This window comes from Nostoc sp. WHI (assembly GCF_015714725.1).
Taxonomy (GTDB): Bacteria; Cyanobacteriota; Cyanobacteriia; order Cyanobacteriales; family Nostocaceae; genus Nostoc.
This window is the reverse complement of the sequence record NZ_WBKM01000148.1, coordinates 1-23,642: the sequence shown is the minus strand read 5'-3', so window position 1 is coordinate 23,642 and position 23,642 is coordinate 1. Positions and strand designations below refer to the sequence as shown.

The 23,642-nt window shown below is 42.5% G+C and carries 37 protein-coding genes and 2 pseudogenes; 19 read left to right on the top strand and 20 right to left on the bottom strand.

What is annotated here, in order from left to right; all coding sequences use genetic code 11:
• The coding region (locus tag F8S12_RS15810; protein WP_196517110.1) for an IS630 family transposase at positions 1–544 on the top strand (544 nt) is incomplete at its 5' end.
• On the opposite strand, the gene F8S12_RS15805 is transcribed toward F8S12_RS15810, so the two are convergent.
• From F8S12_RS15805 to F8S12_RS15765, 10 genes and pseudogenes are all read right to left on the bottom strand, one after another.
• Complete coding sequence (locus tag F8S12_RS15805) at positions 541–834, bottom strand: Arm DNA-binding domain-containing protein (RefSeq protein ID WP_196517109.1); 294 nt, start codon at positions 832–834, stop codon at positions 541–543. The two genes, F8S12_RS15810 and F8S12_RS15805, sit on opposite strands and share 4 nt — an antisense overlap.
• A complete protein-coding gene (locus F8S12_RS15800; RefSeq protein WP_196517108.1) occupies positions 821–1,213 on the bottom strand; it encodes a hypothetical protein in 393 nt (130 codons plus the stop codon). Before F8S12_RS15800 ends, F8S12_RS15805 begins: the two co-directional genes overlap by 14 nt.
• Entirely contained in the window at positions 1,210–1,512 is a 303-nt protein-coding gene (locus tag F8S12_RS15795) for a hypothetical protein (RefSeq protein WP_196517107.1), read from the bottom strand. The genes F8S12_RS15800 and F8S12_RS15795 overlap by 4 nt, the downstream gene beginning before the upstream one ends.
• Before the next feature lie 206 nt (positions 1,513–1,718).
• Entirely contained in the window at positions 1,719–3,137 is a 1,419-nt protein-coding gene (locus tag F8S12_RS40630) for an AAA family ATPase (RefSeq protein WP_442946803.1), read from the bottom strand.
• A pseudogene (locus F8S12_RS40625) lies at positions 3,137–3,587 on the bottom strand (DnaB-like helicase N-terminal domain-containing protein); the annotation flags it as partial. The gene F8S12_RS40630 and the pseudogene F8S12_RS40625, both read right to left, overlap by 1 nt.
• A gap of 423 nt (positions 3,588–4,010) precedes the next feature.
• Positions 4,011–4,316: a hypothetical protein gene (locus F8S12_RS15785; RefSeq protein WP_196517105.1), complete on the bottom strand. Its 306-nt coding sequence runs from the start codon at positions 4,314–4,316 to the stop codon at positions 4,011–4,013.
• Between the two features lie 26 nt (positions 4,317–4,342).
• Positions 4,343–4,690: a hypothetical protein gene (locus F8S12_RS15780; protein ID WP_196517104.1), complete on the bottom strand. Its 348-nt coding sequence runs from the start codon at positions 4,688–4,690 to the stop codon at positions 4,343–4,345.
• Positions 4,691–5,071, bottom strand: a complete 381-nt coding sequence (locus F8S12_RS15775) for a hypothetical protein (protein ID WP_196517103.1) — start codon at positions 5,069–5,071, stop codon at positions 4,691–4,693.
• Between the two features lie 19 nt (positions 5,072–5,090).
• Positions 5,091–5,276: pseudogene (locus tag F8S12_RS15770) on the bottom strand (hypothetical protein); the annotation flags it as partial.
• A gap of 97 nt (positions 5,277–5,373) precedes the next feature.
• Positions 5,374–5,604, bottom strand: coding sequence for a hypothetical protein (locus F8S12_RS15765; protein ID WP_196517101.1), 231 nt, complete (start codon positions 5,602–5,604; stop codon positions 5,374–5,376).
• 112 nt (positions 5,605–5,716) lie between these two features.
• Here F8S12_RS15765 and F8S12_RS15760 point away from each other — a divergent pair, with 112 nt between their 5' ends.
• On the top strand, positions 5,717–6,091 hold the full coding sequence (locus F8S12_RS15760; protein WP_196517100.1) for a KGK domain-containing protein: 375 nt from the start codon (positions 5,717–5,719) through the stop codon (positions 6,089–6,091).
• 76 nt (positions 6,092–6,167) lie between these two features.
• Here F8S12_RS15760 and F8S12_RS15755 read toward each other — a convergent pair whose 3' ends face one another.
• On the bottom strand, positions 6,168–6,545 hold the full coding sequence (locus F8S12_RS15755; RefSeq protein ID WP_196517099.1) for a hypothetical protein: 378 nt from the start codon (positions 6,543–6,545) through the stop codon (positions 6,168–6,170).
• Between the two features lie 173 nt (positions 6,546–6,718).
• Here F8S12_RS15755 and F8S12_RS15750 point away from each other — a divergent pair, with 173 nt between their 5' ends.
• The 11 genes from F8S12_RS15750 to F8S12_RS15700 all read left to right on the top strand — a co-directional run bounded on the left by F8S12_RS15750 (position 6,719) and on the right by F8S12_RS15700 (position 13,763).
• Positions 6,719–6,904 (top strand): hypothetical protein, encoded by a 186-nt coding sequence (locus F8S12_RS15750; protein ID WP_196517098.1) that lies wholly within the window; start codon positions 6,719–6,721, stop codon positions 6,902–6,904.
• A 233-nt stretch (positions 6,905–7,137) separates the two neighbouring features.
• A complete protein-coding gene (locus tag F8S12_RS15745; RefSeq protein WP_196517097.1) occupies positions 7,138–7,485 on the top strand; it encodes a hypothetical protein in 348 nt (115 codons plus the stop codon).
• 138 nt (positions 7,486–7,623) lie between these two features.
• Positions 7,624–7,848: a hypothetical protein gene (locus tag F8S12_RS15740; protein ID WP_196517096.1), complete on the top strand. Its 225-nt coding sequence runs from the start codon at positions 7,624–7,626 to the stop codon at positions 7,846–7,848.
• 46 nt (positions 7,849–7,894) lie between these two features.
• The gene (locus F8S12_RS15735; protein WP_196517095.1) at positions 7,895–8,224 is read left to right on the top strand and encodes a hypothetical protein; all 330 of its coding nucleotides are present in this window, start codon (positions 7,895–7,897) and stop codon (positions 8,222–8,224) included.
• A 5-nt stretch (positions 8,225–8,229) separates the two neighbouring features.
• On the top strand, positions 8,230–8,487 hold the full coding sequence (locus F8S12_RS15730) for a hypothetical protein (RefSeq protein WP_196517094.1): 258 nt from the start codon (positions 8,230–8,232) through the stop codon (positions 8,485–8,487).
• Positions 8,488–8,510: 23 nt separating this feature from the next.
• The gene (locus F8S12_RS15725; RefSeq protein ID WP_196517093.1) at positions 8,511–9,533 is read left to right on the top strand and encodes a ParM/StbA family protein; all 1,023 of its coding nucleotides are present in this window, start codon (positions 8,511–8,513) and stop codon (positions 9,531–9,533) included.
• On the top strand, positions 9,523–9,987 hold the full coding sequence (locus tag F8S12_RS15720; RefSeq protein ID WP_196517092.1) for a hypothetical protein: 465 nt from the start codon (positions 9,523–9,525) through the stop codon (positions 9,985–9,987). The genes F8S12_RS15725 and F8S12_RS15720 overlap by 11 nt, the downstream gene beginning before the upstream one ends.
• Positions 9,984–10,655, top strand: coding sequence for a hypothetical protein (locus tag F8S12_RS15715; RefSeq protein WP_196517091.1), 672 nt, complete (start codon positions 9,984–9,986; stop codon positions 10,653–10,655). The genes F8S12_RS15720 and F8S12_RS15715 overlap by 4 nt, the downstream gene beginning before the upstream one ends.
• Before the next feature lie 45 nt (positions 10,656–10,700).
• On the top strand, positions 10,701–12,200 hold the full coding sequence (locus tag F8S12_RS15710; RefSeq protein WP_196517090.1) for a hypothetical protein: 1,500 nt from the start codon (positions 10,701–10,703) through the stop codon (positions 12,198–12,200).
• Positions 12,201–12,502: 302 nt separating this feature from the next.
• Positions 12,503–13,204 carry a DUF433 domain-containing protein gene (locus F8S12_RS15705; protein ID WP_196517089.1) on the top strand — a complete coding sequence of 234 codons (702 nt, stop codon included), beginning with the start codon at positions 12,503–12,505 and terminating at the stop codon, positions 13,202–13,204.
• Between the two features lie 139 nt (positions 13,205–13,343).
• Positions 13,344–13,763 (top strand): hypothetical protein, encoded by a 420-nt coding sequence (locus tag F8S12_RS15700; RefSeq protein WP_196517111.1) that lies wholly within the window; start codon positions 13,344–13,346, stop codon positions 13,761–13,763.
• Between the two features lie 128 nt (positions 13,764–13,891).
• Here the strand turns inward: F8S12_RS15700 and F8S12_RS15695 are convergent, their stop codons facing one another.
• From F8S12_RS15695 to F8S12_RS15670, 6 genes are read right to left on the bottom strand one after another with little or no spacing between them, the layout of a single operon-like run.
• Entirely contained in the window at positions 13,892–14,110 is a 219-nt protein-coding gene (locus F8S12_RS15695) for a hypothetical protein (protein ID WP_196517088.1), read from the bottom strand.
• A 34-nt stretch (positions 14,111–14,144) separates the two neighbouring features.
• Entirely contained in the window at positions 14,145–14,528 is a 384-nt protein-coding gene (locus tag F8S12_RS15690; protein WP_196517087.1) for a hypothetical protein, read from the bottom strand.
• Positions 14,529–14,536: 8 nt separating this feature from the next.
• A complete protein-coding gene (locus F8S12_RS15685) occupies positions 14,537–16,108 on the bottom strand; it encodes a hypothetical protein (protein ID WP_196517086.1) in 1,572 nt (523 codons plus the stop codon).
• Positions 16,099–16,494 (bottom strand): hypothetical protein, encoded by a 396-nt coding sequence (locus tag F8S12_RS15680; protein WP_196517085.1) that lies wholly within the window; start codon positions 16,492–16,494, stop codon positions 16,099–16,101. Before F8S12_RS15680 ends, F8S12_RS15685 begins: the two co-directional genes overlap by 10 nt.
• On the bottom strand, positions 16,478–16,729 hold the full coding sequence (locus F8S12_RS15675; RefSeq protein WP_196517084.1) for a hypothetical protein: 252 nt from the start codon (positions 16,727–16,729) through the stop codon (positions 16,478–16,480). Before F8S12_RS15675 ends, F8S12_RS15680 begins: the two co-directional genes overlap by 17 nt.
• A 2-nt stretch (positions 16,730–16,731) precedes the next feature.
• A complete protein-coding gene (locus F8S12_RS15670) occupies positions 16,732–16,998 on the bottom strand; it encodes a hypothetical protein (protein WP_196517083.1) in 267 nt (88 codons plus the stop codon).
• A 229-nt stretch (positions 16,999–17,227) separates the two neighbouring features.
• On the opposite strand from F8S12_RS15670, the gene F8S12_RS15665 reads away from it, so the two are divergent.
• The gene (locus tag F8S12_RS15665) at positions 17,228–17,473 is read left to right on the top strand and encodes a hypothetical protein (RefSeq protein WP_196517082.1); all 246 of its coding nucleotides are present in this window, start codon (positions 17,228–17,230) and stop codon (positions 17,471–17,473) included.
• Between the two features lies 1 nt (position 17,474).
• Here the strand turns inward: F8S12_RS15665 and F8S12_RS15660 are convergent, their stop codons facing one another.
• The 3 genes from F8S12_RS15660 to F8S12_RS15650 all read right to left on the bottom strand — a co-directional run bounded on the left by F8S12_RS15660 (position 17,475) and on the right by F8S12_RS15650 (position 20,661).
• Positions 17,475–19,361 carry a hypothetical protein gene (locus F8S12_RS15660; RefSeq protein WP_196517081.1) on the bottom strand — a complete coding sequence of 629 codons (1,887 nt, stop codon included), beginning with the start codon at positions 19,359–19,361 and terminating at the stop codon, positions 17,475–17,477.
• Between the two features lie 155 nt (positions 19,362–19,516).
• A complete protein-coding gene (locus F8S12_RS15655; protein WP_196517080.1) occupies positions 19,517–19,831 on the bottom strand; it encodes a hypothetical protein in 315 nt (104 codons plus the stop codon).
• Positions 19,832–19,848: 17 nt separating this feature from the next.
• Complete coding sequence (locus F8S12_RS15650) at positions 19,849–20,661, bottom strand: hypothetical protein (RefSeq protein WP_196517079.1); 813 nt, start codon at positions 20,659–20,661, stop codon at positions 19,849–19,851.
• A 61-nt stretch (positions 20,662–20,722) separates the two neighbouring features.
• Here F8S12_RS15650 and F8S12_RS15645 point away from each other — a divergent pair, with 61 nt between their 5' ends.
• From F8S12_RS15645 to F8S12_RS15625, 5 genes are all read left to right on the top strand, one after another.
• Positions 20,723–21,298, top strand: coding sequence for a hypothetical protein (locus tag F8S12_RS15645; RefSeq protein WP_196517078.1), 576 nt, complete (start codon positions 20,723–20,725; stop codon positions 21,296–21,298).
• Positions 21,295–21,672 (top strand): hypothetical protein, encoded by a 378-nt coding sequence (locus tag F8S12_RS15640; protein WP_196514639.1) that lies wholly within the window; start codon positions 21,295–21,297, stop codon positions 21,670–21,672. The genes F8S12_RS15645 and F8S12_RS15640 overlap by 4 nt, the downstream gene beginning before the upstream one ends.
• A gap of 238 nt (positions 21,673–21,910) precedes the next feature.
• Complete coding sequence (locus F8S12_RS15635) at positions 21,911–22,414, top strand: GNAT family N-acetyltransferase (protein ID WP_196514638.1); 504 nt, start codon at positions 21,911–21,913, stop codon at positions 22,412–22,414.
• A 6-nt stretch (positions 22,415–22,420) separates the two neighbouring features.
• The gene (locus F8S12_RS15630) at positions 22,421–23,191 is read left to right on the top strand and encodes an SDR family NAD(P)-dependent oxidoreductase (RefSeq protein ID WP_196514637.1); all 771 of its coding nucleotides are present in this window, start codon (positions 22,421–22,423) and stop codon (positions 23,189–23,191) included.
• Complete coding sequence (locus tag F8S12_RS15625; RefSeq protein ID WP_230967735.1) at positions 23,169–23,570, top strand: hypothetical protein; 402 nt, start codon at positions 23,169–23,171, stop codon at positions 23,568–23,570. Before F8S12_RS15630 ends, F8S12_RS15625 begins: the two co-directional genes overlap by 23 nt.
• The last annotated feature ends 72 nt before the right edge of the window (positions 23,571–23,642 follow it).

Sequence of the window (23,642 nt, the reverse complement as noted above, 5' to 3'; positions counted from 1 at the left end):
AAAAAAAACTTATGGTTATCAAGAACGAGATGAAATTAAACGGCAAGAGTTTAGAGAAGAGATAGCATTGTATAAACCAGAGAAAATAGTTTATATAGATGAAGCTGGAATGGATAATAGAGAAGATTATGGCTATGGTTGGAATAGCAAGGGTGAGCGTTTCCATGCACTCAAAAGTGGCAGGAGAAAAGGTCGAGTTAATATGATTGCCGCATATTGTAATGGGAATTTATTTGCTCCATTTACTATTGAGGGAGCTTGCAACAGAACTGTATTTGAGACTTGGCTAAAAACTTGTTTAATACCAACGCTAAAATTAGGACAAATAGTAATTGCAGATAATGCTACATTTCATCGCGGTGGACATATTAAAGAATTAATTGAAGCAGCAGGCTGTCAATTAAAATATTTGCCATCCTATTCACCCGATCTTAACAAAATTGAGCGATGTTGGTCATGGTTAAAAAGTCGAATTCGTAAACAGCTAATTCAATTTGACTGCCTTCGCAGTGCTATGGAAGATGTTCTTGGTACAGCGTCCTAACCAACCTGGCGGCTGCTATATTTTGGAACGATCGCCGCCTCAGTCACCGCCGGAATTGTCGCCGATGCCCCAAAGCGATAGCTTTTCAATGTGGAGTCAAAGCGACTCAGGGCAATATCGGTTGCGATCGCATCTCGGCGCGATCGCACTATTTCCCGGTTACGTTTGGTGTCCTTTAGTCCAGTGGCAATAAAAAACTGCTTGCCAAGACCACGAACTCGAAAGCGGATGATTAGCTTGCCGGAGCGAGAATCGGCGCTGATCCACATGTCCTCGTCATTCTTCGGCATCTGCTACGTAAAAATCTTTACTATACGTATCTTTGTAGATGGTGCAAAAAATCTCTCTTTCCTCTGGTTCCACCTTGTCTAAATCTTCCTCGTCGTCTGTGGCGATCGCAATTTGAGCAGTAATTGTAACCGTGTATTCCTCTGCATGATCGTCACGTTCGGAGACTTCTGCTTTAATGACTTCGCACGAGCAAATCTGTATCCATTCGTAATCCACCACGTCACTAGGGGGACATTCCCCTACAACTGCTTTTGTTGTGTCATTAAGTGGATCTTCGCACTCGTCCCACACGTAACTAATATGTCCGGCAGGGGCATATTCTTTCAAAATATAGTCCCGCGCTACGTTGCATAGCTGCTCATCCGTTACCAGGTTCATGTGCGATCGCCTCCACTCTCTAAGCAGAAATCATCCACCCCTCGGACTTGCAGCCTCTCACCTGTAGGCGAGTGGAAGACATACCAGTTTGTAATCGGCGGACTAGGAATTTCCACCAGCCGACAATTTTTAATCCATATATAGTCTTCCTCGCCAAGCTGCCTAACTCGATAGCTCGCTGGAGAATCTGGAAGTTGGGTGGACTCCCAGTATTGAATCTCTAGCGTTGCTAACTGTCGAGCTTCTTGTAAATCCGTGGGATGAACTTGTTGGGTGGTCGTACTACCGTCCGCGAACACGTAATTAATGGTAGCCTCAATGTATCGTTTAAGCCGTCTATTTATAGTGATGGTTGCTGTACTATTACCTAGTTTCCCATCGGAGGAGATAAAGGTGTGATCACTGTCGTCTATGGGGATTTGTAACGGAATGTTGCGGTCATTCTGATCCGGTGGGCGTGGATCAGAAAGTGGATCAGAAAGCGGATCAGAAAGTTTTCCTTGATTTATATGATTTGTAGCCTTTTCTGATCCGGGGTCGGCATTTTTAGAGAAATTTTTCCCAAAACCATTTTGAGGATTTTGGGGGGGTGTGGATCAGAAAGGGCTGGAATGCCTGCAATTGGCGGAAAACTTTCTGATCCATCCGTAGGATCAGAAAGTAGAAGTGGTGGATCAGAAAATGTGGTGGGCGGATCAGACTTTTGTTGGGTGTCGTCGTTGCCCGCTTGAGTTGCAATGTGTTTATTATAACTTGGCAGAAAATACCTTTGGGGTTTCCCTTTACGAGCAATGCATTCTTTTTTGTAAATCACCCCATCCTCGGCCAGTTGAAACAGCGCTCGGCGGATGCTGTCTGAATTCCCGCCAATTTCATGGGTAAGCTCCTCTACCTCATAGGCTGTCCCCCGATGAATTTCCAAAAATTCTAAGATCCGGTCTTTTAATACGGTGGTATCTCCCATTTCTCCTTGCTTTCCTAAGCAAATCCAGCTTTTATCCTCTGGGCAGAATTGCAGCTTATATGTAGCAGGAGCTCGCGATCGCGATTTTTCAATAGTTAGTAATCTACCTGTGCCATCGCTAGGGGCTTCTTGGGAAGTATCTCTTTCTAATTTCCAGACCTCCGAAACACTGGCGAAAATAGCTGACGAGCCTCTAGTCTCCCCTGCTTTATTGGCATGGTGGATGATTAATATAGTGATGCCAAGTTCTTGGGCAATATCCTTGAGTCTGAGAATGGGACGGGCGTACTCCACATCATTTTCACTAAACAAGCTGTTTTTATTGACTGTGCTTAGGGAGTCAATCAAGACAAATTGCACTCCCAAGCGTTTAATTTCTTCCCTGAGTGACTCGCTATGATCAACAGTCCACTTGGATTTAAGATAAATTTCCATTGTGTCTTCATAGCCCCTGGATTCTAGTACTGATATGGTGTCGTTTGGAGCTTCATCGGTCTGGACATAAAGTAATTTGCATTTATCGTTGACCGGAAACCCGCCCCAAGCTTTACCAGTGGCTAAGTGCAGTCCCAGGTCGTAGGCAATCCGCGTCTTGCCCTCTCCCCCTTTGGCGTACAGCAAGACTACTTTGCCTTTGGGAAGTAACCCGTTCATGTGCCATTCATTGACCAATTGACCGTATTTGGTCTTAAATTCAGCTAAGGTCATACCTGGCTCATTCTCTTCTTTTAGGAGCGATTGATAGTAAATCGTCTCCAGTAGGGCAGGGGTCATTTTATTGCCGATCCTTTGGGACAGGTAATGCATTTTTACCATTCTCAAACCTGGATCTTCTACAGTTAATTGAATTTCTCTAACTGCTCTAACTAATCTGTTGTATTGCAAAACATCCTGATCTTGTTCTGCGGTAATCGCTAAGAGGTCAGTCATACAAGCTGACTCCTCTTTAATGATTGACATGATCTCAGGTAATTCTATTTCGGTTGAATATCCAAGATTCAGTGAGTTATTTCCAAATTTGATTAGTTGCCGACGAATTGCTTTACTAATAACTAATTCAGCCAGGGCATCAATATTAATAGCTGAAGCGGTTCTGTCAACTAAAGTAGCAAGCTTGTTTCTGCCGCCACTACGTAAAAGAAGATGGTGATCTGTTAACCAGCTAGTAACAGTTAATAGGGTAATTGGTTGGTGCTTTTTGGCTAGTGTCAGGCAAGCTTGATAAATATCTGCGTGTGCTGAAATGTAAAAATGCTCTGGTTTAAGTTTGTCCCAAATTCTGTAGATAGCCTCTGGGTCAAGCATGATGCCGCCTAGTACTGCTTCTTCGGCCTCTATATTTTGTGGTAGTAACTTATCAGATTGGGATTCAAATCTGAGTGAAGATTCTGTGAAGGAGGAATGCAACATTAGTTTTGTCCTCCCTTGAAAGATGCTATCATTAGCAATGAAATAAAGTATTTGAAATTTTCGTTTACAATGTGGTTTTTCTGGGTAATGGGTGAACATTCACCCAGATTTTTTATTGGTGATTTCATTTTTTTATCTCCGGTAATATTGTTTACAAGTGGTTAAAATGGAATGTGATCAAAAACACTAACATTAATGATTTCTCCGTGCTTCTTTCTCAACTCGACGAATTGTAGAAATGCGCTCCAGCGATAGTAGAAACACAATCTAGGGCTATTCACAGTGAGACTTAATTGCTTCGGCTCTAGGGAGTCGTTGATACTCAGTCTTGCTGACATGGGAACAAGCTGTATTTGAAATTCCCAAAACTTTGGGGAGTGCATGGCTGCCCATAGCCAGAATCTCAAAAATACCCAGTGATCTTTAGTTCTGGTCAGGTTGATCATCAGCTTGCTCTCGTGCGGCTATCAGTTTTTGGGCGCCATCAGCTAAGACCTCAAGAAATGCAGGGTTTGGACCAAGGAGTTTTGGCTGCATCTCCAACACCGCCGCGCACAGTAGCATTGCTTCGTGTCTTAAGAGTATTGGTTGTAGCGAGTGGATAAAATCTACAAGGTTATATAGTTCCATCCCAAGCTGTTGTGCTGCCTGGTTCTCTCTAGCAGTTGCAAATTGGATCATGTCCGGGGTGACTACGATCGCTGCTTTAATTTCTTCGTCTCTGGTCATAAGCTCAGTGGGTGCTTGGTCATGAGTTAGGAGTTATCGGTAACGTCTTCAAAAGTTAGATAGACTCGACTATCTTTTTGATTTGGGGGGCGGCAGACGTAAGGTGAGGATTTCTCAATCAATCTCAGCCCATTGTCTACGGCGGTTTCTATGAACAAATCAGCAGCCTGATCTACTTTGTCGGTCGCTGCCCATACCCGAATTCGGATTAGTTGGGTGGCTTCCTTGGCTGGGGTGTCGTCTCGGAGCCATTCGCGCTTTTTGGAGTCCCAAAACCAGCCCAATCGGTTTAGTTCGCTGTAGATTTCATCCTGTGTCCTGTGAGGAAAGGTTAGTATTTCGCAGGCTTCGGAGTATTTCTTTGTTCGCTTCATTTAGTAGTCGTCATCAATAATTTCTGCTTCGGAAACGGATTCGTGTTCGATCGCTGGACTAAGCAAGCCGCGAAACAAAGGCATGGGCGGCGCGTCTGTCTTTATTCCTTGTGTTTTTAAAAATTCGGCTGTAGCATCCCATTCGCGGCGTAATATCGCAAGTCTTCTCTCAATCTCGTTACATTCCGCTCTAAGGTCGTGTTTTTTCTGGTAAAATTCCTGAGCTTTTGGCCCCACTGCTTCTACTGCGTCCTTTCTGGCTTTTTCCACTGCCTCTGCAACAGTTTCACCTGGTTCTAGTTCTCCGGTGAAGCCGATTCTTTCATTTGAGTAATCGCCAATGGAAATCAGGAAGTGAGCGTGGATTAGTTTGATTTTCATGTGTTTACTTGGTTGTTGGTCATTTGGGATTAGGGTAATCTGGTGGCTGGTCAACTTCGGAAAGTTGCAGGTAAAGAAGAAAGTTATCTAATTCGTCGTAGGTCAAGAGCGATCGCGATCGCTTTCCATAAAACCTGATCAATAGCTCTCGACCTTGTTCTGTTGTCCAACCTAATCGCTGCATTTCAACATCTGTCTTCTTTATTAGGTTGTTGAAGTTTTCGTCTGTTGACATTGGGCATTGGGTATTGGGTATTCGGAGAGGGAATCCTGGATGCATCATTGGGGGCGATCGCACTTCATTACTCGGCAGGGGTGAAATCAACGTAATAGTCAACTCCTACAGAAAACTGAGCCAATGCTAGTGGGTTGTCGATTTGGAGTGTAATCGCTCCGGCGGGTGTCGCTTTCCAGAAAGTCAGGTTTTCTGGATTTGGTGGATCGGTGGTTACTGGCGTCAAAACAATTTGTGCTATTCGAGTTGCAGGATAGAAGTCTTTGACTTGGCAGGTGAATTTAGCTCTGACAGTCATTGTTTTGATTCCTTAGTTATTAGGGGGTTGGTAATTCGGGGAATGCTTAGGAAAGGCGGATCAAGTTTGCAGCTTGAGCCGCCATGTTCTAAACCGAAAGAGACAATCGAAAATGAATGATTTTGAATTGAATGATGATGATGTTGTGTTTACTGGCGACGATACATCACCTAATTTCGGATTAACTTCCACGTTTAAACTGAGTGAGTTGACGAAAGCTTATAAAAGATGGGCGGCGGGAAATAGCAATAGCGGTCAGCCTCACCCTCACGCTAAATGGTTCACGAAAGAGGGAGTTAAGTGCCAGTTTTTGCGTACCCAAGGAGGTGGCTGGAAATCAGGAAAACTCATGTTTCGGTTGGAGTTTATCCCAGATGAACCAGAAGTTTCACAGCAAGAATCTTCTAAAAGTCCCACTGACCCAAACTCACCTTCGGCTGACCTCCGATCGCAACTAGATGACTTGCAATCACGCCTAGAGGAATAACTCACAGATACGTCGCCTAATGATGAGTAGGCAATCGCAAACAATAAAGTCGTCCTACCTAATTGGTGGGACGACTTTATTCTGTATGAACTATATGAACTATGTCTGCCAAGCTTTCAGGAATCCGCTTTAGGCTTTCAATTCTATCTCTTACTTTCTCAACTTGTTTCTGGTGGTAGTAACGCTGCTCTTCATGGTAGGCCAGCTGCTTTTCGTTTTCATCAACTAGCTGGCTAATTATTTTCCCAGAGATTCTACTATCTGTCCATTCTCCTCCGAAAGCGACATCTGGCTCGTCGCTATGCTTTCGACCAGTTGCGATCTCGTAGTCCCTAAGTTCTCCGCCAAAAGTCGGAATAACTCCCATGCTTCTGGGTTCACTTTTAATGTGACCAATTTGGTTACTCCCCTCTTGTTGGGGCGGCCTCTGCTTACCATTGTTTATTTTTTCCATACCCGACACCCTATTATTGCATATCCATAAATACGATATTGATTTAGTATATACGAATATACTATTATCGCAAATATAACGTATATTCGTAAATACGTTATTTCCTCAGACAAACCCGGCAGAGATAGCAGCCTACCAGGGGAGACTGGCAACTAAACCAGGATGCAACCGACATGACGACGATTAGAGAACTAATTGAGAAGCTGCAAGAATTCCCGCCGGAAGCGGAGATACTCATCGAGGACATCGAAAGTGATCAACAGTTTTTCATCATGAGTTTCAGCCAAGAATTTGGACGTTTATTGATCGGCATTGGTAGTGAGCAGGAGCCAGAGCCGGAAGAGGAAGAGCCAAAATGATTGATCCAGACAGTGTAATTTACCCAAACTACCTAATCTCCCCATCCGACGATCTACCTGACCTAGGTGATAACCTCGACGACGCACCACCATTCCGCGATTGTGCAGATTGCGAGGGCAGAGGGTTTCTGTACGGCGATTCAGGCTGGATTTGTCAGACTTGCGACGGGGACGGAATTGTTGAAAATTATTAACCATTGACAACTGCGATCGACCTACGACCTATAGCACTTATGAAAACACTAGACACCGAGGCAGTGACAAATCACTCCTCCGCTTACCTGAAATCATTGCGGGACAAGTACGGACAGGATTTCGAGGGATTGAGCGATCGAGAAAGGCTTCATCTGATCAGCCAGATGGCTGATGGATTAAAAATGAAGTTTCCCGGCAGGACAAGAGATGAAATTTTTGAAGTGGGAAGTTACTTAACTCGAAATACAACTTTGAGTGATCGGGTTGCATTGATCGAATTACTCATTGGACAAATTAGAGAAACGAGTTGTGTCAATGACAAAACCACTAACTTGCTGGCAACTAATGAGCCAAATCAGAAAGGGCTTGGGGAAAAATCATCGTAAGAGTGAGTTCATCCTTCCTTATTTGGAGCGAAAAGGCTGGGTTGAGCGAAAAGATCCCCTTGAATACAAATACTCATTACGTGAAGGCGTTAACCCAACGCCAGCCGACGTCCAGCAAATTGTAGAGGAGCTAAGAAAATGACCAACAAACCTTTTTTACTCCGCGTAGACGAGGATACGATTATCAACGTTGACCAGGTGGCAGCGATCGAGCGTAAAGGACAGAACCTGATCATTACCCTGACTTCACAGGACGGCAAAGAAATTTTCTTGGAAGATAAAACTGCTCAAGTTGTTTGGGCTTACCTCTCTTCTCATTTGATGTGCAATTACCCCGCCAAGGACATTAAAAATCCAGGGTGAAGCGATCGCCCTGGAAGTAAAAATCTATAACTCAAAGCAGGAGTAAATGACCAACATCTTAACAGAAACAAACCGACTCAACATCGTTGCACACGTCCAGAAAACCTTTAACCGGAGTCAGGCAACTGGTTTGAACTGCCTAATCTTTTTAGCGCTGCGGGAACAGACCACCGTTAAATACCAGCATGAAGAATGGGGCTTTGACGACATCTCCGAACAGATCGTTACCTCGTGCGATCAGTTTGACGACGACGAGTTGATCGCCCTAGCAGCCGACATTGCCACGGGATTGCTAGAGGAATTAGTCGCAGACCAGCAAAAAGGCGATCGCTCTCAGCCATCGCCACAGTTGAAACTTCAGCAGAACATTAAATGACCGCGTTGACACACCTTCTTGCCTATATCTACGAGAATTTCAGCCGCTCTGAAGCCACTGGACTTAATTGCCTAATCTTTCTGGCATTGCACCGAGAAACCACCGTTCTATACCAGCGTCAGACAATGGGCTTTAGCGAAGTCCCAAGTCAGGTTATTCAGTGGTGCGATCAGCTTGAAGGCGACGACCTTTTGGAAGTAGCGAAACAGATCACACTCAACTTATTAGAAGTTAAAGTGAGCGCCGAGGCGATGGATTCTTGACCACATAAACAAACCCTACAGTGATGAACACTAACGCATACATCCAACCGCAAAACGGACACCACGGGAATAAAGCCGTTAACCCGCAGTATCCGCAGACAGGACAAACAAGAGCGCGAATTGTCTTTGACGGTGGCAACCGCTTTATAAAATGGCTAGATGCAGACAACAAACTGCGGTGTATTCCCAGCTGCGTCAAAGAGCTTTCAGAATACCAGTGGAAGCGATTAAAATACGATTCCCACTCAGTCTTTATTGAAGTTGACGGCAGACGTTTTGTAATCGGTAAACTAGCCCAAGAACTAGGCGGTGAACCAACTTTTCAGAAAGACAAGTGTGAATTAGCCGAAATATTGGTACTAGTTGCTATCAAACCCAGCCCAGGCTTTAACCATATTCGAGTTGAAAAACTGTGCATAGCTTTGCCCAATTCTCTCAACGATGACGACGTAGCCTCGGTGCAACGGATTGCTAACTACCCATTACGTGAATTTATTCGCAACGGACAAGAAATTACCTACACAGTTCTTCATGTAGAACCCATTGATGAAACTTACCCCGCATTCCTTTACGCCCAAAAGCAGGGATTCTACCAGTTTCCAGAAGCCAAAAACGCAGTTTGGGACATTGGCGGCGGCACATCAATCGCTCGACTTTACACCCAGAACGGCACACTAATCCACGATGCCGAAGTGATTTTACCGGGAACTAAGCAGTTAGCCCAGCAGATAGCCACCGAACTCAAAGAAGCCCACAACCTTGCCTACTCCCCTGAACTACCTGAAATCATGGACGCAATCGAGCGCCGCGATTACCTCTACGGCATTGACTGCCTTGATTTTTGGGAAATCTACGACCGCAGCGCTTCCCACTGGGTAGAAGCTGCACGATCCGGAATTCGTTCAAAGTGGGCCAGTTATATGTCACAACTCGGTCATGTTCTCGTCGTCGGTGGCAGCGCTGAACTGGCCCAAGCCAGCACCGAAAAAGTTCACTTTGTCAGCACCGTTAACCCGTTGTCTGAGGATGGTGACAATGAAGCTTGATCTTATGACAGTGCTGTTAACGGCTAGCACTGGTACAAGTTTACTATTTGGTAGTGGCAACATCACCAGCACCTTTAATTCTCTAGGCAACGCCAAAGAGATGATGCAAACAGCCACAGCGAAGAATAACGAGCTACGAGCCAGCCAGCAAGCCGTTAAAAATCAAGCTGCGATCGCCGAAGAACGCTACAGAAACGGGTGTTTAGTTCTGCTGTACAAAGGGCAATTAGTGGCGATCGCCCAAGGCAAGCCAGTCTACGACCCCGTAACAAAACAACCACTACCAAAAAGAACGGTAGTTTGCGACGGATACGGAACTACGGGGATTCTAGAACCGCGAGATTTTGATGGCGATGGCAAATTTAAGCCCGTTATCACTTCCGAGGCTTTTACGGGCAACAGCCCGTTAATCAAGCAATCCCTTGAAAACAATAGGAGAGCCGCGTATCAATGACCACATTTTTTAGACGCAAGAAAATTAAATTTAACCTCTCCAAAACTGCTCTCAAAATTGCTTCCTGGGGTGCGGTTGGCTTAGGATTGTGGATTTGTTACCTAAACATCAGCCCTTATGCCTATGTAGTCAAAATTCTTTCAAGTAGGGTAATTGACACCGCACTCATTCAAGGTTTCTACGCAATTCCTGTCTTTGGGAAATTCTTTCAGGCTATCGGTTTAGTCAGCCATTGGGGAGTCGGCTTGCTGGTATGGGCAGTAATTCAAGTATGTCAAATTCTGCCCATACTTCTAAAACACAACCGAAAGTACATGAAAAATGTACTGGACGAAGTTGCCAGTGGGGGAGTCTACCAGGTCAGCGAGAAAGATGATCCGGTAGTCAAGCATCTAAAGCGGCTGTATAACCTACTCCCACTGCAATCAATGCGGAAAGCACGAATCTACGCCAAGACTTCCTATGGTGTTGATGCGGTGTTTTGCTCCATTGCTTATCCCCCGATCGCGGGCGGGGACATAGGACAATTACTGTTTGTCTTGGTAACTGGACAGTGGCACTTGATTGACTGGGGTGCTGTTGCACTGATGGCAACTACCATGTTTGCGATCGAAATTTTAGTGAGCATGGCGCTTTGGTGGCAAGAAACCACCAAATATTTAGATTAAAACCGGGGAGGGGACACCCTCCCATTATTTTTTTTGCATGATTTTATGACTAATTTCAAGCCTGAAAAATCTCGCAGCGCTGAAGACTGGCAAGAATTGGCAGTTGAGCGGGTTGATTCTGGAGACAGTAACCTTGGCGTTGGTGGTGCCATAATCGTTGGGCTAGTACTGGGTGCGATCGCTTCCCCACTGACCGGGATGCTAGCAGGGGCGCTGATTTTGTACCGTTCCTTCCGCAAAACTCATTCTGTCAATTCGGCTGAGGAGGCAATTAGAGACTATGGCTGTGTTGCGGCCTTCCTTGATGGAAACAACCTTAAGGATTACGCCCAACAAGTTGGTTTACCAGAGTGTGTAAACCAAATTCGCTGGGCAATCGACCGGGGACACAGCCCAAGTTCTGATGCCCAAGCTCTGATGCCGAAACAGTCCTTAACTGCCGCGCCTGCTGCCGAAAGAGTTAATGCACTTGCAGGAAGTGCAACAAATGCAGTTAACCGATTGCGTGGGGAAATCACCTCTCTCATTCCCCAACCTCCAAAGCCCAATGATTTAGATTTAATTGGGGCAATGAGCGATCGCGTTCGCAATCATTTGATAATTGGGGCCCAAGGTAGCGGCAAGGGATTGATTGTTAGCAACGCCCTGGACGCAGTTAAGGCTAAATATCCAAACACCACTATTTTCTACATCGACCCTAAAGGTGATGAAAAAGAAACTGGTTATTTTACTGGTAGAGTAGACATTCTCAAACGCACAAAGGCACTAGAACAAAAACCATCGGCGGTAATTGAATGGTTTAAGTCCGCTATTAAAGAATTTCAGCTTACGCCTGGAGAAAAGTTGCTGATTTTGGATGAAGCGACCTATCTATCTAGTTTGATGAAAAATGCTGGTGAGGGCAATTGGTTTAAATCAGTAATTATGAGCTTGGTTAGCATTGGTGATTCCCAAGGCTGGAACATTTGGATTGTTGCCTTAAACCCAAATACTGATGACATTGGCGTTAGTGGTGGAGTGCGATCGCAGTTCATGCCACTAGCGCTAATCACTGCTGAGAGTTTAGCCACCTACACTGCCTTGATCGGAACTAAATGGTTGCCATCAGACCGGAAATTGCTATCTGTTGATATCCAGGATTTATGCAAAGAATCTCCTGTTAATAGATGCTATTACTACGGACAATTTAATAACTGGTTCCCTTTGCCAACTCTCACCAATTACTCTGGTTATGACCGCGATGCTAGAGCAAAACTTGAAGGATGCTTAGACAATGTTCAAACTGAACTCCAATCAACTGCTGATTTCCAATCTCTAACACCTAATGCCCAATCACTCCTGCAATACTTCCAGCGTACTGGAAAAACATCGGCAGTCATACAGGAGGTACAGCCAAACTTTAAGGTTAAGGGTCAACGGTTCAGTTCAGAGGAATTAAAACGACTGTTTAATGAGTTGGTTGAAAACAGTCTGTCTGTCTGGTTAGATGCAAATACCATTGAAATTACCTTAAATCAGACAGACAGACAGAACGGACAGACATAGACAGAATCCTTGTACAGCAGGGGACAGAGCAGACAAGCGGACAGACAGAATTAGCAGACCAGACAGCACTAAACTTAACAACAGCAAAAATTATGACTGACAAGTAAACTACGGTGCGATCGCTATTTGATGTAGGAAGTGCGATCGCTTGTTTTACAATTGAATATCTATCCAGTCAAGTAGGCACACCCAAAAGCGATTATTTCATAAAAAAGAATTTTTCATAAAGCCTTGGCTTTACTTACTTAAAAATATATTGGTATTTGAGATAATAAAATCAAGCATTTCTGGCAGGTACGCTTATGACTGAGCTTTACGGAGGAACTGACCCTAGAGATATTCCTACCTACTCCATTAGCGATGCTGCCCGTTATTTACGCATTCCGACAGGCACAATTCGCTCTTGGACAGTTGGACGACAGTATCCAACTGCAAACGGTTTCAACTTCTTCAAGCCCCTTATCTCAATTCGTGACCTCAAACCGCGACTTCTTTCATTTACTAACCTAGTTGAAATTCACGTTTTAAGAGCAATCCGCAAAAATCACAAAATTCACCTGGGCAAGGTACGGATTGCTCTTGATTTCATTGAGGGGCAGTTTCAAGTATCCTGCCCCTTGGCAGGTGAACGCTTTCGGACTAATGGGGTTGACCTCTTCATTGAGCGATATGGTTCTCTAGTTAATGCATCTTTACGCGGACAAACGGAAATGAAAGATGCATTTAACGCTCATCTTGAACGGATCGAACCCGATGACACTGGGCTGGCAATCAAACTTTATCCCTTTACTCGCTCGTCAGAAGAAGATAATCCTCGCATTGTAGTTATTGATCCCCGAATTGCCTTTGGTCGCCTTGTCATTGCTGGGACAGGAATTGCTACCCGCGTGTTAGCAGAACGCTATCAAGCAGGTGATTCAATTGACGATCTCGCTTATGATTATGACTGCGGACGCCTCAAAATTGAAGAAGCCATTCGGTGTGAACTACCTGCTGTTGCATGATCCAACCCCAGTCTATAGCAATCCTAAATGAGTCGTGAAAAATATAAATAAGGAAACGAACCGCCAAGAACGCCAAGGACACAAAGGGAAGAAAGAAGAAAGAGATATAGAATTTTCACAAATGATTTAGGACTGCTATATTACCTTTTTTATAGATCGATGTTTAGGTAGCAGATGCATTGTAGAAACGCTTCAATCGGCAGGCATCAACATCGAAATTCATGACAAACATTTTGATAAAGGCGCTCAAGATGTAGATTGGCTACCAGAGGTCGGCAAAAGAGGCTGGGTTGTTTTGACTAAAGATGCCAATATCGGTAAACATACCTTAGAAAGAATTGCCGTCGCCCGCGCTCAGATAAAAATGTTTGCACTCGCATCTCAAAGCCTATCAGGAAGTGATATGGCTGCAATCTTTCTAAAAGCAATTGTTTCGATGCAAGAATTTGTCCGCGAACATCCCGCCCCTTTCCTCGCCAAAATCTATCGGGATGGAAAGGTTTCTATGTGGAAGGACAACCAGATGCTAATAGAAGAATTAAAGAAGTTTTTAAGTTAGTAAACCGTGGTGCAATCGCCTTCACTTAGGCTTTCTAGGGAAAAGTGACGAAAAGGGAATTTTGCCCTGACAGAGGCGGAAGGTAAACCTTTGCATTTATCAAGGCTAACTTTATCTTATACTTCCCCCTACTCACGAATTTTAAAATCTTGCTGCTTCTTAAGGAATTGCTGAAGTTCTTTTACCTCAGATTCTTGTTTGGCAACAAGTTTCTCAGTCTTCATCCATACATGAGTAATGTTATCACCTAGTCCTTTGTACACCAAAAGATTTGCATCTTTGTAATGGACGTAATCTAGTAGGTGCAAATCAAATCTTTTATCATAAGCAATAAATTCTTTCTGCAAAAGTTTGACTTGGCTACAGATTTCCTTATGCCCTTCATTTGACCTTGCCTAATTCAGAAAACAATTGTTTTTGTAGAAAATCGGCTGATGCAGGAACTATTTGATCTTGGTAGCATATCTCCCAATAATTTTGAGCATGACGCCGCAAATAAAAACCAATGTTCATAAACTCAAAATATGCACAAACTGAAAATATAGAGATTTCTTTGGGTGGTAGTATTTTCAAATTTAAAGATGCTTGAGCATTGCTTTCGATGCAACCGTTAAGCTCATTTTGGAATTGTTTAACTAATACCGCCGCCGCCGTTTCTTCTGCTGTCTTCCTATCCGTCTGGATTGCAATTTCTTTGTCATTAGCAGATTTCCATTGACTATCAATTGCAGCGTCAATATTGAATCCTGGTAAGAATATTTCCATATTTACTCCTAAGTTGTAATGCTTTCAGCCCCTGGTTTTTTGAGCAATTCTATGATTCTGGCTTCAAAGTCAAAGGGCTTGGTTTCTACCCATAAATCAATCCGATCATTCTTGCGAACATACCGTTTACCGCTAATGGGAATCCCGCTTCCCAAAGCTCCTGGCACCTGATATTGATTGAGAATCGTAAAGTATGCCGGATAAATCTTTACTGGCTGCTTCAGGTAGCTGCCAGCACTGTCTTCAGTTCGGTCTTCAGTAATGGTCGGCTTCTTAAGCAGCTTGGCTTTACTTAATAACAATAAATCTCTTATTCGTTTTTCTGCCTCCTCTGCTGTAGATGCGTAAACCGCCATCTGTCGCCCATTGTCCAAAAATCCCGTGACGCGGTATCTTCCGTAAAGGTATCCGTTAGCTCCTCCACAAGCAAGCTTGATATTTTGCCAATCTAGTTTTGTTGGGTCAATATCTGGAACCGAGCAACTAGCACTTACCAATCGATTAGTACCTTGCTTCATCCAGGGGGGAGTTTTGTTGCTAAAAAACTGAATCTGCAAACTAATAGTTCTCGGCTTGGCTCTCAAATATTCATCAATGGGTGTACCCACAAACGAACCAATATCTTTATCCTCCATCATTTGGTAATTGGTCAGCACTTGCACAATGATCGGCTTTAAAGCCTCTTGTGGCCCAGCTAAAATAATTCGTTGATCATCAATAGTTCGGTCTGGCTTAATCTCCACATACCGAGTTTTACCCATTGGCGGTTGATTCTGCTGTTTCAGCTTTTCTAAAGCCATGTATGAATCAATCGAGTTTGCTACAACATAGCCAGCTTCAACGCACCCATCCCAAGCTTCCTCTAAAAATTCTTCAACAAAATTTCTAACGAATGTATTAGGGATGGACTCAACAGCATTGTCAACAGCAAGAGCGAAAGACCAAGGTTTAGAACCTTCAGACCCCCAAGCTTTGGTCATCTTTTCGGCTCCACTGCCGAACAATTTCCCAACCAAAGAAGAATTAGATTTGATGAATTTACGAACATTCTTAAATCCCCAAAGGATTAAAGACTGAACGCCGCTCATGAATGTATAACGGACTAATCCAGCTAAATTAGCCGTAAATTCTTCAGCCATCTCCTCAGCAACATTTTTTAGTACATAAGCCCCTAATGGCTCGTTGAAAGCAAAGATAACCGCTCCCGGAAGAATTCCACATCCCAAATATCCAACGGCATTACCTAACACCCCTCCCAACATTCCACCGAGAGCCTCCCACCTTTGCTTAATTTGTTGGTCTATTTCGGTGTCGGTCATGTTCCAGTTGAAATTCCAGATAAATTGGGCTGTGGAAACAAACAAGCTCCACAGCCCTGTAAGAGTAAAGCTTATAAGCTTACCTCCTTCAGCCACTAAAAATCCTACTAATCGGCTGCCTGCGTTCCAAAGCCAGCTAATTACATTGTTCTCGCCGCCGCTTTGTTTGTCTTCAAAGGAATTTTTGAAAACGCGCTTGCCGATTCCAGACCGGACAACGGTAGATTCAAGTTGTTCGACAACAATATCGGCTAACCCCATAATTCCTCCAAGCGCACTTGTAAAATGGCATCTGGAGTAATGCCAACGAACCGGGGACGGCGGCGACTGACTTTGTACACCTCAAAATTTCGGAAGTAAACAGATCGCTCTTGAAAATCGGCGGGGATATGCATTTCACAAATAACCGGAGTAGTTGCAGGGTAAATTCTGGCACTGGCTCCCGTGGCATCACTATTGGCTGTGGTGTAACGCGGACGGATGAGAATGTAACTAGACAACTTGCTCCAATCGGAACACTGAAAAGATACTCTGATGGTGGCATTGGCTCCCGTAGCTGTTTGGGGAAATTTCAGCCACACCTTTTTTTCAGCTTGCACAGTGCCGAGATCATTCCACACCCCAATATCATCAGTCATCGTCGTCATAGTCGCCACATTCTTCTAGTCGTTGGTCGTACTCACCGCCTTCTATGTAATCTTCCATTTCGTCTTCGGTCACGGCTTCTAAAAGTCCGCTTCCGCTCCGAGCGACAAATGCAAAATTGGGATTGTGGTAAGCGAAATTGCGCCAAGTTGGGGGAAGGGTGCAGTAAAGCCAATCATCAAAGAAAGGGTGTCCGGGAAGAATTAAGCCGGACTCAGTTTCAATTACTAGACTCATGATTAACTGCCACCACCAGCACCGCCACTAGAAACTTTAAGCACAATTTCTTCATCAAGAATGTCATAGCCAGCAGTGGTAACCTCTCCCATCTTGGCTGTAGAAAAGAAACTAGAAAAATTAGAACCGTCAGACAGCTGTTTACTAGCTCTACCAGGACGCGGCTTTGAACAACCTGAAACTAATTTGTCTTTTTCGGTATCCGTAATTTTGGCTGAACTTTCCAATCCCAATTGGGCACCGAAAGCTTCAAAATCAGCTCTATTCATAGAGAAACAGTAGCGACTGTCATCTGAAAGTTTGGCAACAGATGTTAAACTTCATTACAAAGAAAATGTATGTAAAAAATGATGCTATCCAGTTATAAAGAACAATAAAACTGCCGTAAATCGTTAATAAAATGAAATGTCCAAAAAATCTATAGAACCCTATGGGTGTTAAAAAAGTACCAGGACTTTAAATCGGTGAAATTGAGAGCCTTTTAAGGGAATGTGTAATATGGAGTTAATTTGCTACTCTTTGATGGGGACGAAAAGCCAACGGTGTATGCGTCGTAGGCGACGCAAGGGATGGAATACAGGGGTAAAACCTTATCACTACGTACCACGGTATCAACTGGTGCAAAATCTCATGCACGAACTGGGCTTATCCGAGATATCCGTGAGAAAACAGATTCGTGACGAGAGGCTTTGGCTTTTACAAGAAGATTACGGCGTAGATGCAATCACAACGGCAGACGTGTGAATCACTGAGTACTGCCTGTCCCATCGCTAGTATCATTGCCAATTTCGCGGATTTTGGGGCGCTGTGTCAGAGGTCGAGCGTAAGGATTTGTAGTGTCTGTTATCCCCGGCTGCGCGATGAATCCTTGTTCGGCTTCCTCTACAAAAACATCCCAATCGCTCTTCTTAGCTTCAGGCTGTGGGGCATCAGGATTATTGGGGTCTGGGGCGGGAGGAGTGTTAACTAATTTGTCAACCGCCGATGTAAGGTCAACAGCACCAGTCAAAATACCTTTGAGTTTAGTAAGTGTATCGTTAGTCCCCAAATTTTTAAAATTTGCAGCTTTCCACATGGCTGCAAGTTCAAGCAGTGGGGCTAGGGCATCGTTGAGGTCTTCCTTATCGTCATTTTCCCAACCTTTAACTTTTACCTCTCCGCCAACCAACATTTTGTCCATTTGGGATTCCCCAGGTTTAAAGGTAAAGGGAACTTTCCTTTCAACCTGCTTGCCTTTGTAGCCAAGATATTCAGAATTACCTCTGCTGTAATCAGATGCTAAGATTGCCGCTTGTTTGGCGCTTCCTGCTTCAACCATGCTATTTACAGTTGCAATTAAATTGGCGTTTGATTCACTTTGAAGTACTAACAGCATCCCCATGATTTCAGTTAATGCTTCTCCAATATTCGGTACAGTTATTTTTTTCTCTTGATCACCTTCTTGAGTTAAATCAGCATCTTTAATCTTAATTTCTAAAGGATATTTACCCGATACGGCATCAAGTTGTTTAACTGCATAGGATATGAATTGAGCTAAATTACTAATTTTTATAATTCCAGCATCTTTTTTAGTCAGGATTCTGGGTACGCTAGCAGGTAAATCATCTGAGCCAATTTTTTTAAGGACTAATTTTAATAATCTTTCTAAATTAGAATTGTCTGGACAACATCCCATTTTGCAGCATTCCTTTTTTGGTGGTGGAGGTGGGTCAATATGTGGCGGTGGTGCTGGTGCGCCATAAATAGCGGGTATCTTTTCTTCAGTGCGAGTAGATCCTGATATTGAATTAGTAGTAGTTTTTCTACTAGCCTTGACTTCGTAACCAGTAGAGCGCATATATTTTAAAAAGTTGTCTAGTTTTTCTCTTGTTTGATAATAAGAAAAGCTATATACATAATTTGCTCCATTATCGTTGTAAGAAGCAGCGTGTCCCGTTTGATCTCCATCACCATAAAAAGTAAAAGTTGTGGAATGTGAAAAAGTTTTTATTTCACCATCTGCCATTGTATTGCCAATTCTAGTGCTACGCCAAGCACCATTGTATTGAGCAAAATTTGATACGATTAAATCCAGTTTCCAAAGTGGGCGGATTTTTACTTTAGGATTATAGCTTGCACTAATTCTCACATCACCTTGATAAGGAAATTCTACGCCTGCGATGTTTTGAATAATTTCACTTTCATATCTTCCTACTCTCCCGTTTCCTAAATAAAGAGTTTCACTAACATAAGCATAGGATGAATAAAGAAAATATATATTTAATCCATCTGGTATCTCTAAAGGTTTTTCGTAATCATTATTTTGTTCTGGTTCTTCAGGCTGCGGAAAACACGCTGGATTACGGTAAACGATTTGGACGGGAGGAATTTTAAAAAATAAGAAAGTACCGCTAAACTGAACGCCAAAATTGCATTCATCTTGTACAATGTCAATTCCAATGGCTAAAGGGGTTTTATCTATCGGATTACCACCACACCAAGGGCTATCAGGATATCGATCGCAATCCATTGGATCGGCAGGTTCGCTGGGAGTTGCATAAAAAGGGCCAGCAAGCGGTACTAGTCCTTCCTGTGGTTCTTCTGGTGAGAATAATTTTTTTAAAAGTTTTTTAGACTTTGTTTGTCTGACCATTTTGGAATCTAATAGATAAACCTTTAGAAAAATTATGCAGATGTTGATATTTGAATTTCATGTTTTCTAAATCTGTCTTACCATACAATTTGTATGGCATTTTGAAATCTCGCGGGTCATTTACTGCTGTGATTCTATCAAATTGCTCATACATATTAAACAAACTCTCTAATTTCTACAGAGCCAGTTCCATTAGCGATAATTCCATAAAAAGCACCTGTATACTTGATTGGTAATTCGTAAAAACCACCAGCAGGAATTGGAACCATATAATTTGTAACACTAACGGACGAGGTGACATCTATGTAAACAGTTTGAGTTAAACTGTTAAAAATAGTTAAGCTTTGCCTATTAGTATTAGCAGGAGCAATTATTGATGCGATGGTAGATAATGAGTTTGTAATTTCATTGGCTATTGAGGAGGTATCAACGGGTAAAGTAAAAGTGGCAGGAGGATTGTATAAGGCCATGATTTTCTGATTGCGGATTAAGTAGATTGTATTCCGAGCAATTGACTGTTGCCACTAGAAATTGCAGATATATCACCTAAATGAGCGACATCGTTTATAGAAAAATCAAAGGCTCCACCCGGTTGAAGGGGAATTCCTTGATTGAGAAACGCCGTTGACCCAAAATTTAAATAAATTGGAGCATTGCCAGTATTGGTTAAAAGCACGTATTTTCTAGTAAATGTTGCTGATACAACTACTGTGCTTTGTTGGCTAACAGCTTTGTTAATCGGAGTAGAATTGGTAACGGGAGGAATATAATTAGCCTCTTCAATAACAACTTCTAAAACATAGCTTCCGTGAATCGTGATTAAATCGTTAGTTTCTAGAGAACCATGTCCAACATCTTTAACTTCTATTCCTAGCCGTCCATTTTCACCCAGTTCTACAGCCAAATTGTCAGTGAGTAAATCAAGTAAATTGTAGATGCGGTAAGGGTAGCCACTGGGGTTGAGCAAGCTTATCCCCCCTACTAAATGCCAATCAGTTATATTGTTGGATATATAAACATTTAGTTCAAGCCTTGGCGATAGCCACTCTACATCCAATACTTTGTAAAGTCTTTCTGTTTCACTGTCCTCAACAGAAATATTTGGTAGAGTGATTGGAGGCAAACTAGTGATTTTAGCAAATGCTTTGAGATTTTTAATAAAAGCATTTGCTGAAAGTACTTGTCCGCCTCCTGTTATGCCAGTAAGAGAATTAGTAATTATTGGTATTATTCCCGTTGGGGAAGTTGAATCAATTTTTCTGGCAATAGTTAAAACTTTGTTGTAGGTAATGACTGACATATTAAATTGAAGTAGAATAATTTGTCATTATATACTAGCAAATATCTAGACGGAGCAACTTATGCCCATTTCTTTCTCTTCTGACCATTATAATATTTCTCATCCAGGCTATGTACCTGGAAGATACTATCAAGGATTTAAAAATATTGCTACTTCTACAAGTAGCACGGCAGGTTTTATAATTAATTTCATTAGTTACTATTTATTTAGTATTCATCACAAAGTGACGCTAACTCGTTTGGCTGTTTCTGTTGTGACAAGTATCGCAGATACGGATTTAAGATTAGGAGTTTATTCTAATCAAGATGGAATACCAAAAGATTTATTAATAGATTCGGGAAATATTGCAACAGAAACATCAGGAATAAAAGAAGCAATTATTTTATTGCCTTCGACTCCGGGGGATTACTGGCTAGGAGGCGTAACCTTTAAAGCACCCAGCCTTCATACTTGCGTTAGTAATTTGGCAACAAATTATGATTTAGGACAATCAACACCTACTATCTCAACTGCAAACTCTGGATTAAGAAATACGCTAGCTGTTGCGCCTAACACAATGCCGATTAGCGCTCCTGTTGATAATCTTTATTTTATAAATGGTAACAATCGTCCTTTGTTTTGGTTTAAGGTAGCATGAAAATTCAAACTTTTTTGAATGGACAGTTGGTTGAAGAATCCGAGGTTGAAAGTTATATCCCTCCTAATATTTCTGGTTTCAATACCCAGATGCTTTTTAGTGAGAGTTACATGAAATTAATATCTAATGTTCAAAACAATGATGCAAAAACTAGATTGGAATTGTTATCGGTTCGATTAGAGTTAAAGCCACAAATTACACTTGGAGATTTAGAAATATACAAATTAATTTGGGATAACTTGATTGCATCTATTCCTCAAGGAATTCTTGTAGAGGCAGATGGAGGGAATTTTAACCAGGTTGCTGAATCTAATAATATGCCTTTCAGGTTTGAAGAGGATTTTAAATTAAAAATATTGCCAGTATTTGAGTAGCTTTTGAGTAGCGCGATCGCCTGCCAAACACTCTCAAAATCTGAGGTAGATACTCTAGAATGAGTAGCAAATGAGTAGCATTGTAGCCCAAAAGCAGGAAAACCTTGATACTTAACGGTTTTTTGTTTTGTATTGGTAAATAAAGGGTAGATTGGCAACAAATAAATGCAGCCCAACATTTATACTAATCTTTGTGAAGTTTCACTATTGCTTAACTTAACCTGCAATTGATAACTAAATGTACATCTCAATTCGCCAAGCAACCATACAAGATACGGTGATAGTCTCGGATGTATTGTTAGAGGCAGCTTTGTGGCTCCAAGAGCGTGGTATACCTCTGTGGGGTGATAGCGAGGTATCGCTAGAAAGTATATCGGAAGATGTTGCTAACGGCTTGTTTTTTATTGCTGAATGGGCGGGTGAACCAGCAGGTACAATCAAATTTCAGCTAGAAGATTTACTTTTCTGGCCTGACATTTCTCAAGAAGAGTCAGCATTTGTACATCGCCTTGCGGTTCGACGGCGTTATTCTGGTGGTAAAGTCTCTTCAGCACTGCTTACTTGGGCTGTTGAATATGCACAAACACTTGGTAAACTTTACTTACGTCTAGATTGTGAGGCTTCGCGATCGCCCTTGAAAGCAATATATGAAAACTTTGGTTTCCGTCATCACAGCGACAGACAAGTTGGCGCTTATTTTCTCTCTCGCTACGAATATAAAATACCTCCACAAATAACTTAAATTAACATGTCTTTTATCGATGAAATTAATCCTGTCAACGCCTTGATTGTAGGAGCAAGCCAAGGTATTGGTTTGGGTTTTGTAAAAAAATTGCTACAAGATGACAGAATAGCCAAAGTTTATGCAACTTTTCGTCAACCGGAATCAGCCTCCGATTTAATAGCTCTTGGAAGCGAACATTCTGAGCGATTAATTTGTCTGGCGATGGATATTACTAACGAGTTGCAGATTGTTGAAGCTGTTCAAAAAATACATGCCCAAGTTGACAAACTGCATTTGGTAGTCAACTGTGTAGGACTGCTGCATGAGGATACGTTGCAACCTGAAAAAAGCTTAAAACAAGTTAATTCCGAAAATTTACTCCGCTATTTTCAGATAAATAGTATTGGTGCTATCTTGTTGGCTAAACATCTATTGCCTTTATTTCGTCATGGAAAACGCAGCGTCTTCGCTAGTATTTCTGCTAAAGTGGGTAGTATTGGCGATAACCAACTTGGTGGATGGTATGGCTATCGCGCTTCTAAAGCAGCACTCAATATGTTGATGCGAACTGCGGCAATTGAGTATAAAAGAAGTTGTCCGAAAGCATTAATAGTTACATTACATCCTGGTACAACTGATACGCGGCTTTCCCGTCCTTTCCAGAAAAATGTACCTGCGGAACAATTATTTTCAGTTGAACGTACCGTTACTCAATTATGGGCTGTAATCGAACAGCTTCAAGAAGGTGATAGTGGACAGTTTTTATCGTGGAATGGAAGCAGATTACCTTGGTAACTGCGTTACGCTGGTGCTAAATGAACTTACGTTACTTGTACTTAAGCCTATGAAATTTTTTGTTCCAGCAGCTAAGGATGACATTAAAGCGGAGGAGGTGTATAGTGCGATCGCTCAGTCTGTTAAAGCACCAATAACCAAAAAGCGTGTTTGGAAGTTACAGTGGCGTGAAAATGAAACGAATATAGAGTGCGAGGTAGGTAAACCTTTACCATCTTCTTACAAAACAAGAAAAGAGCTAGTTCTCGCAATCTTTGACTGTGAAAACCTTTATAAGATTTGTACTCTTAGCCGTGGAGGAGTAGGGGGAGAACCTATTTTGGTTGGAAAGAATTTTCAACCCTCAGCAATATATTTTTTAGATAATGTAAATAACTAACTCTGTATATGCTAATACGGTTAAATTGAGGGTTATTGGTGTTTGAAGACGCGATAAATCGCGTCTCTACAT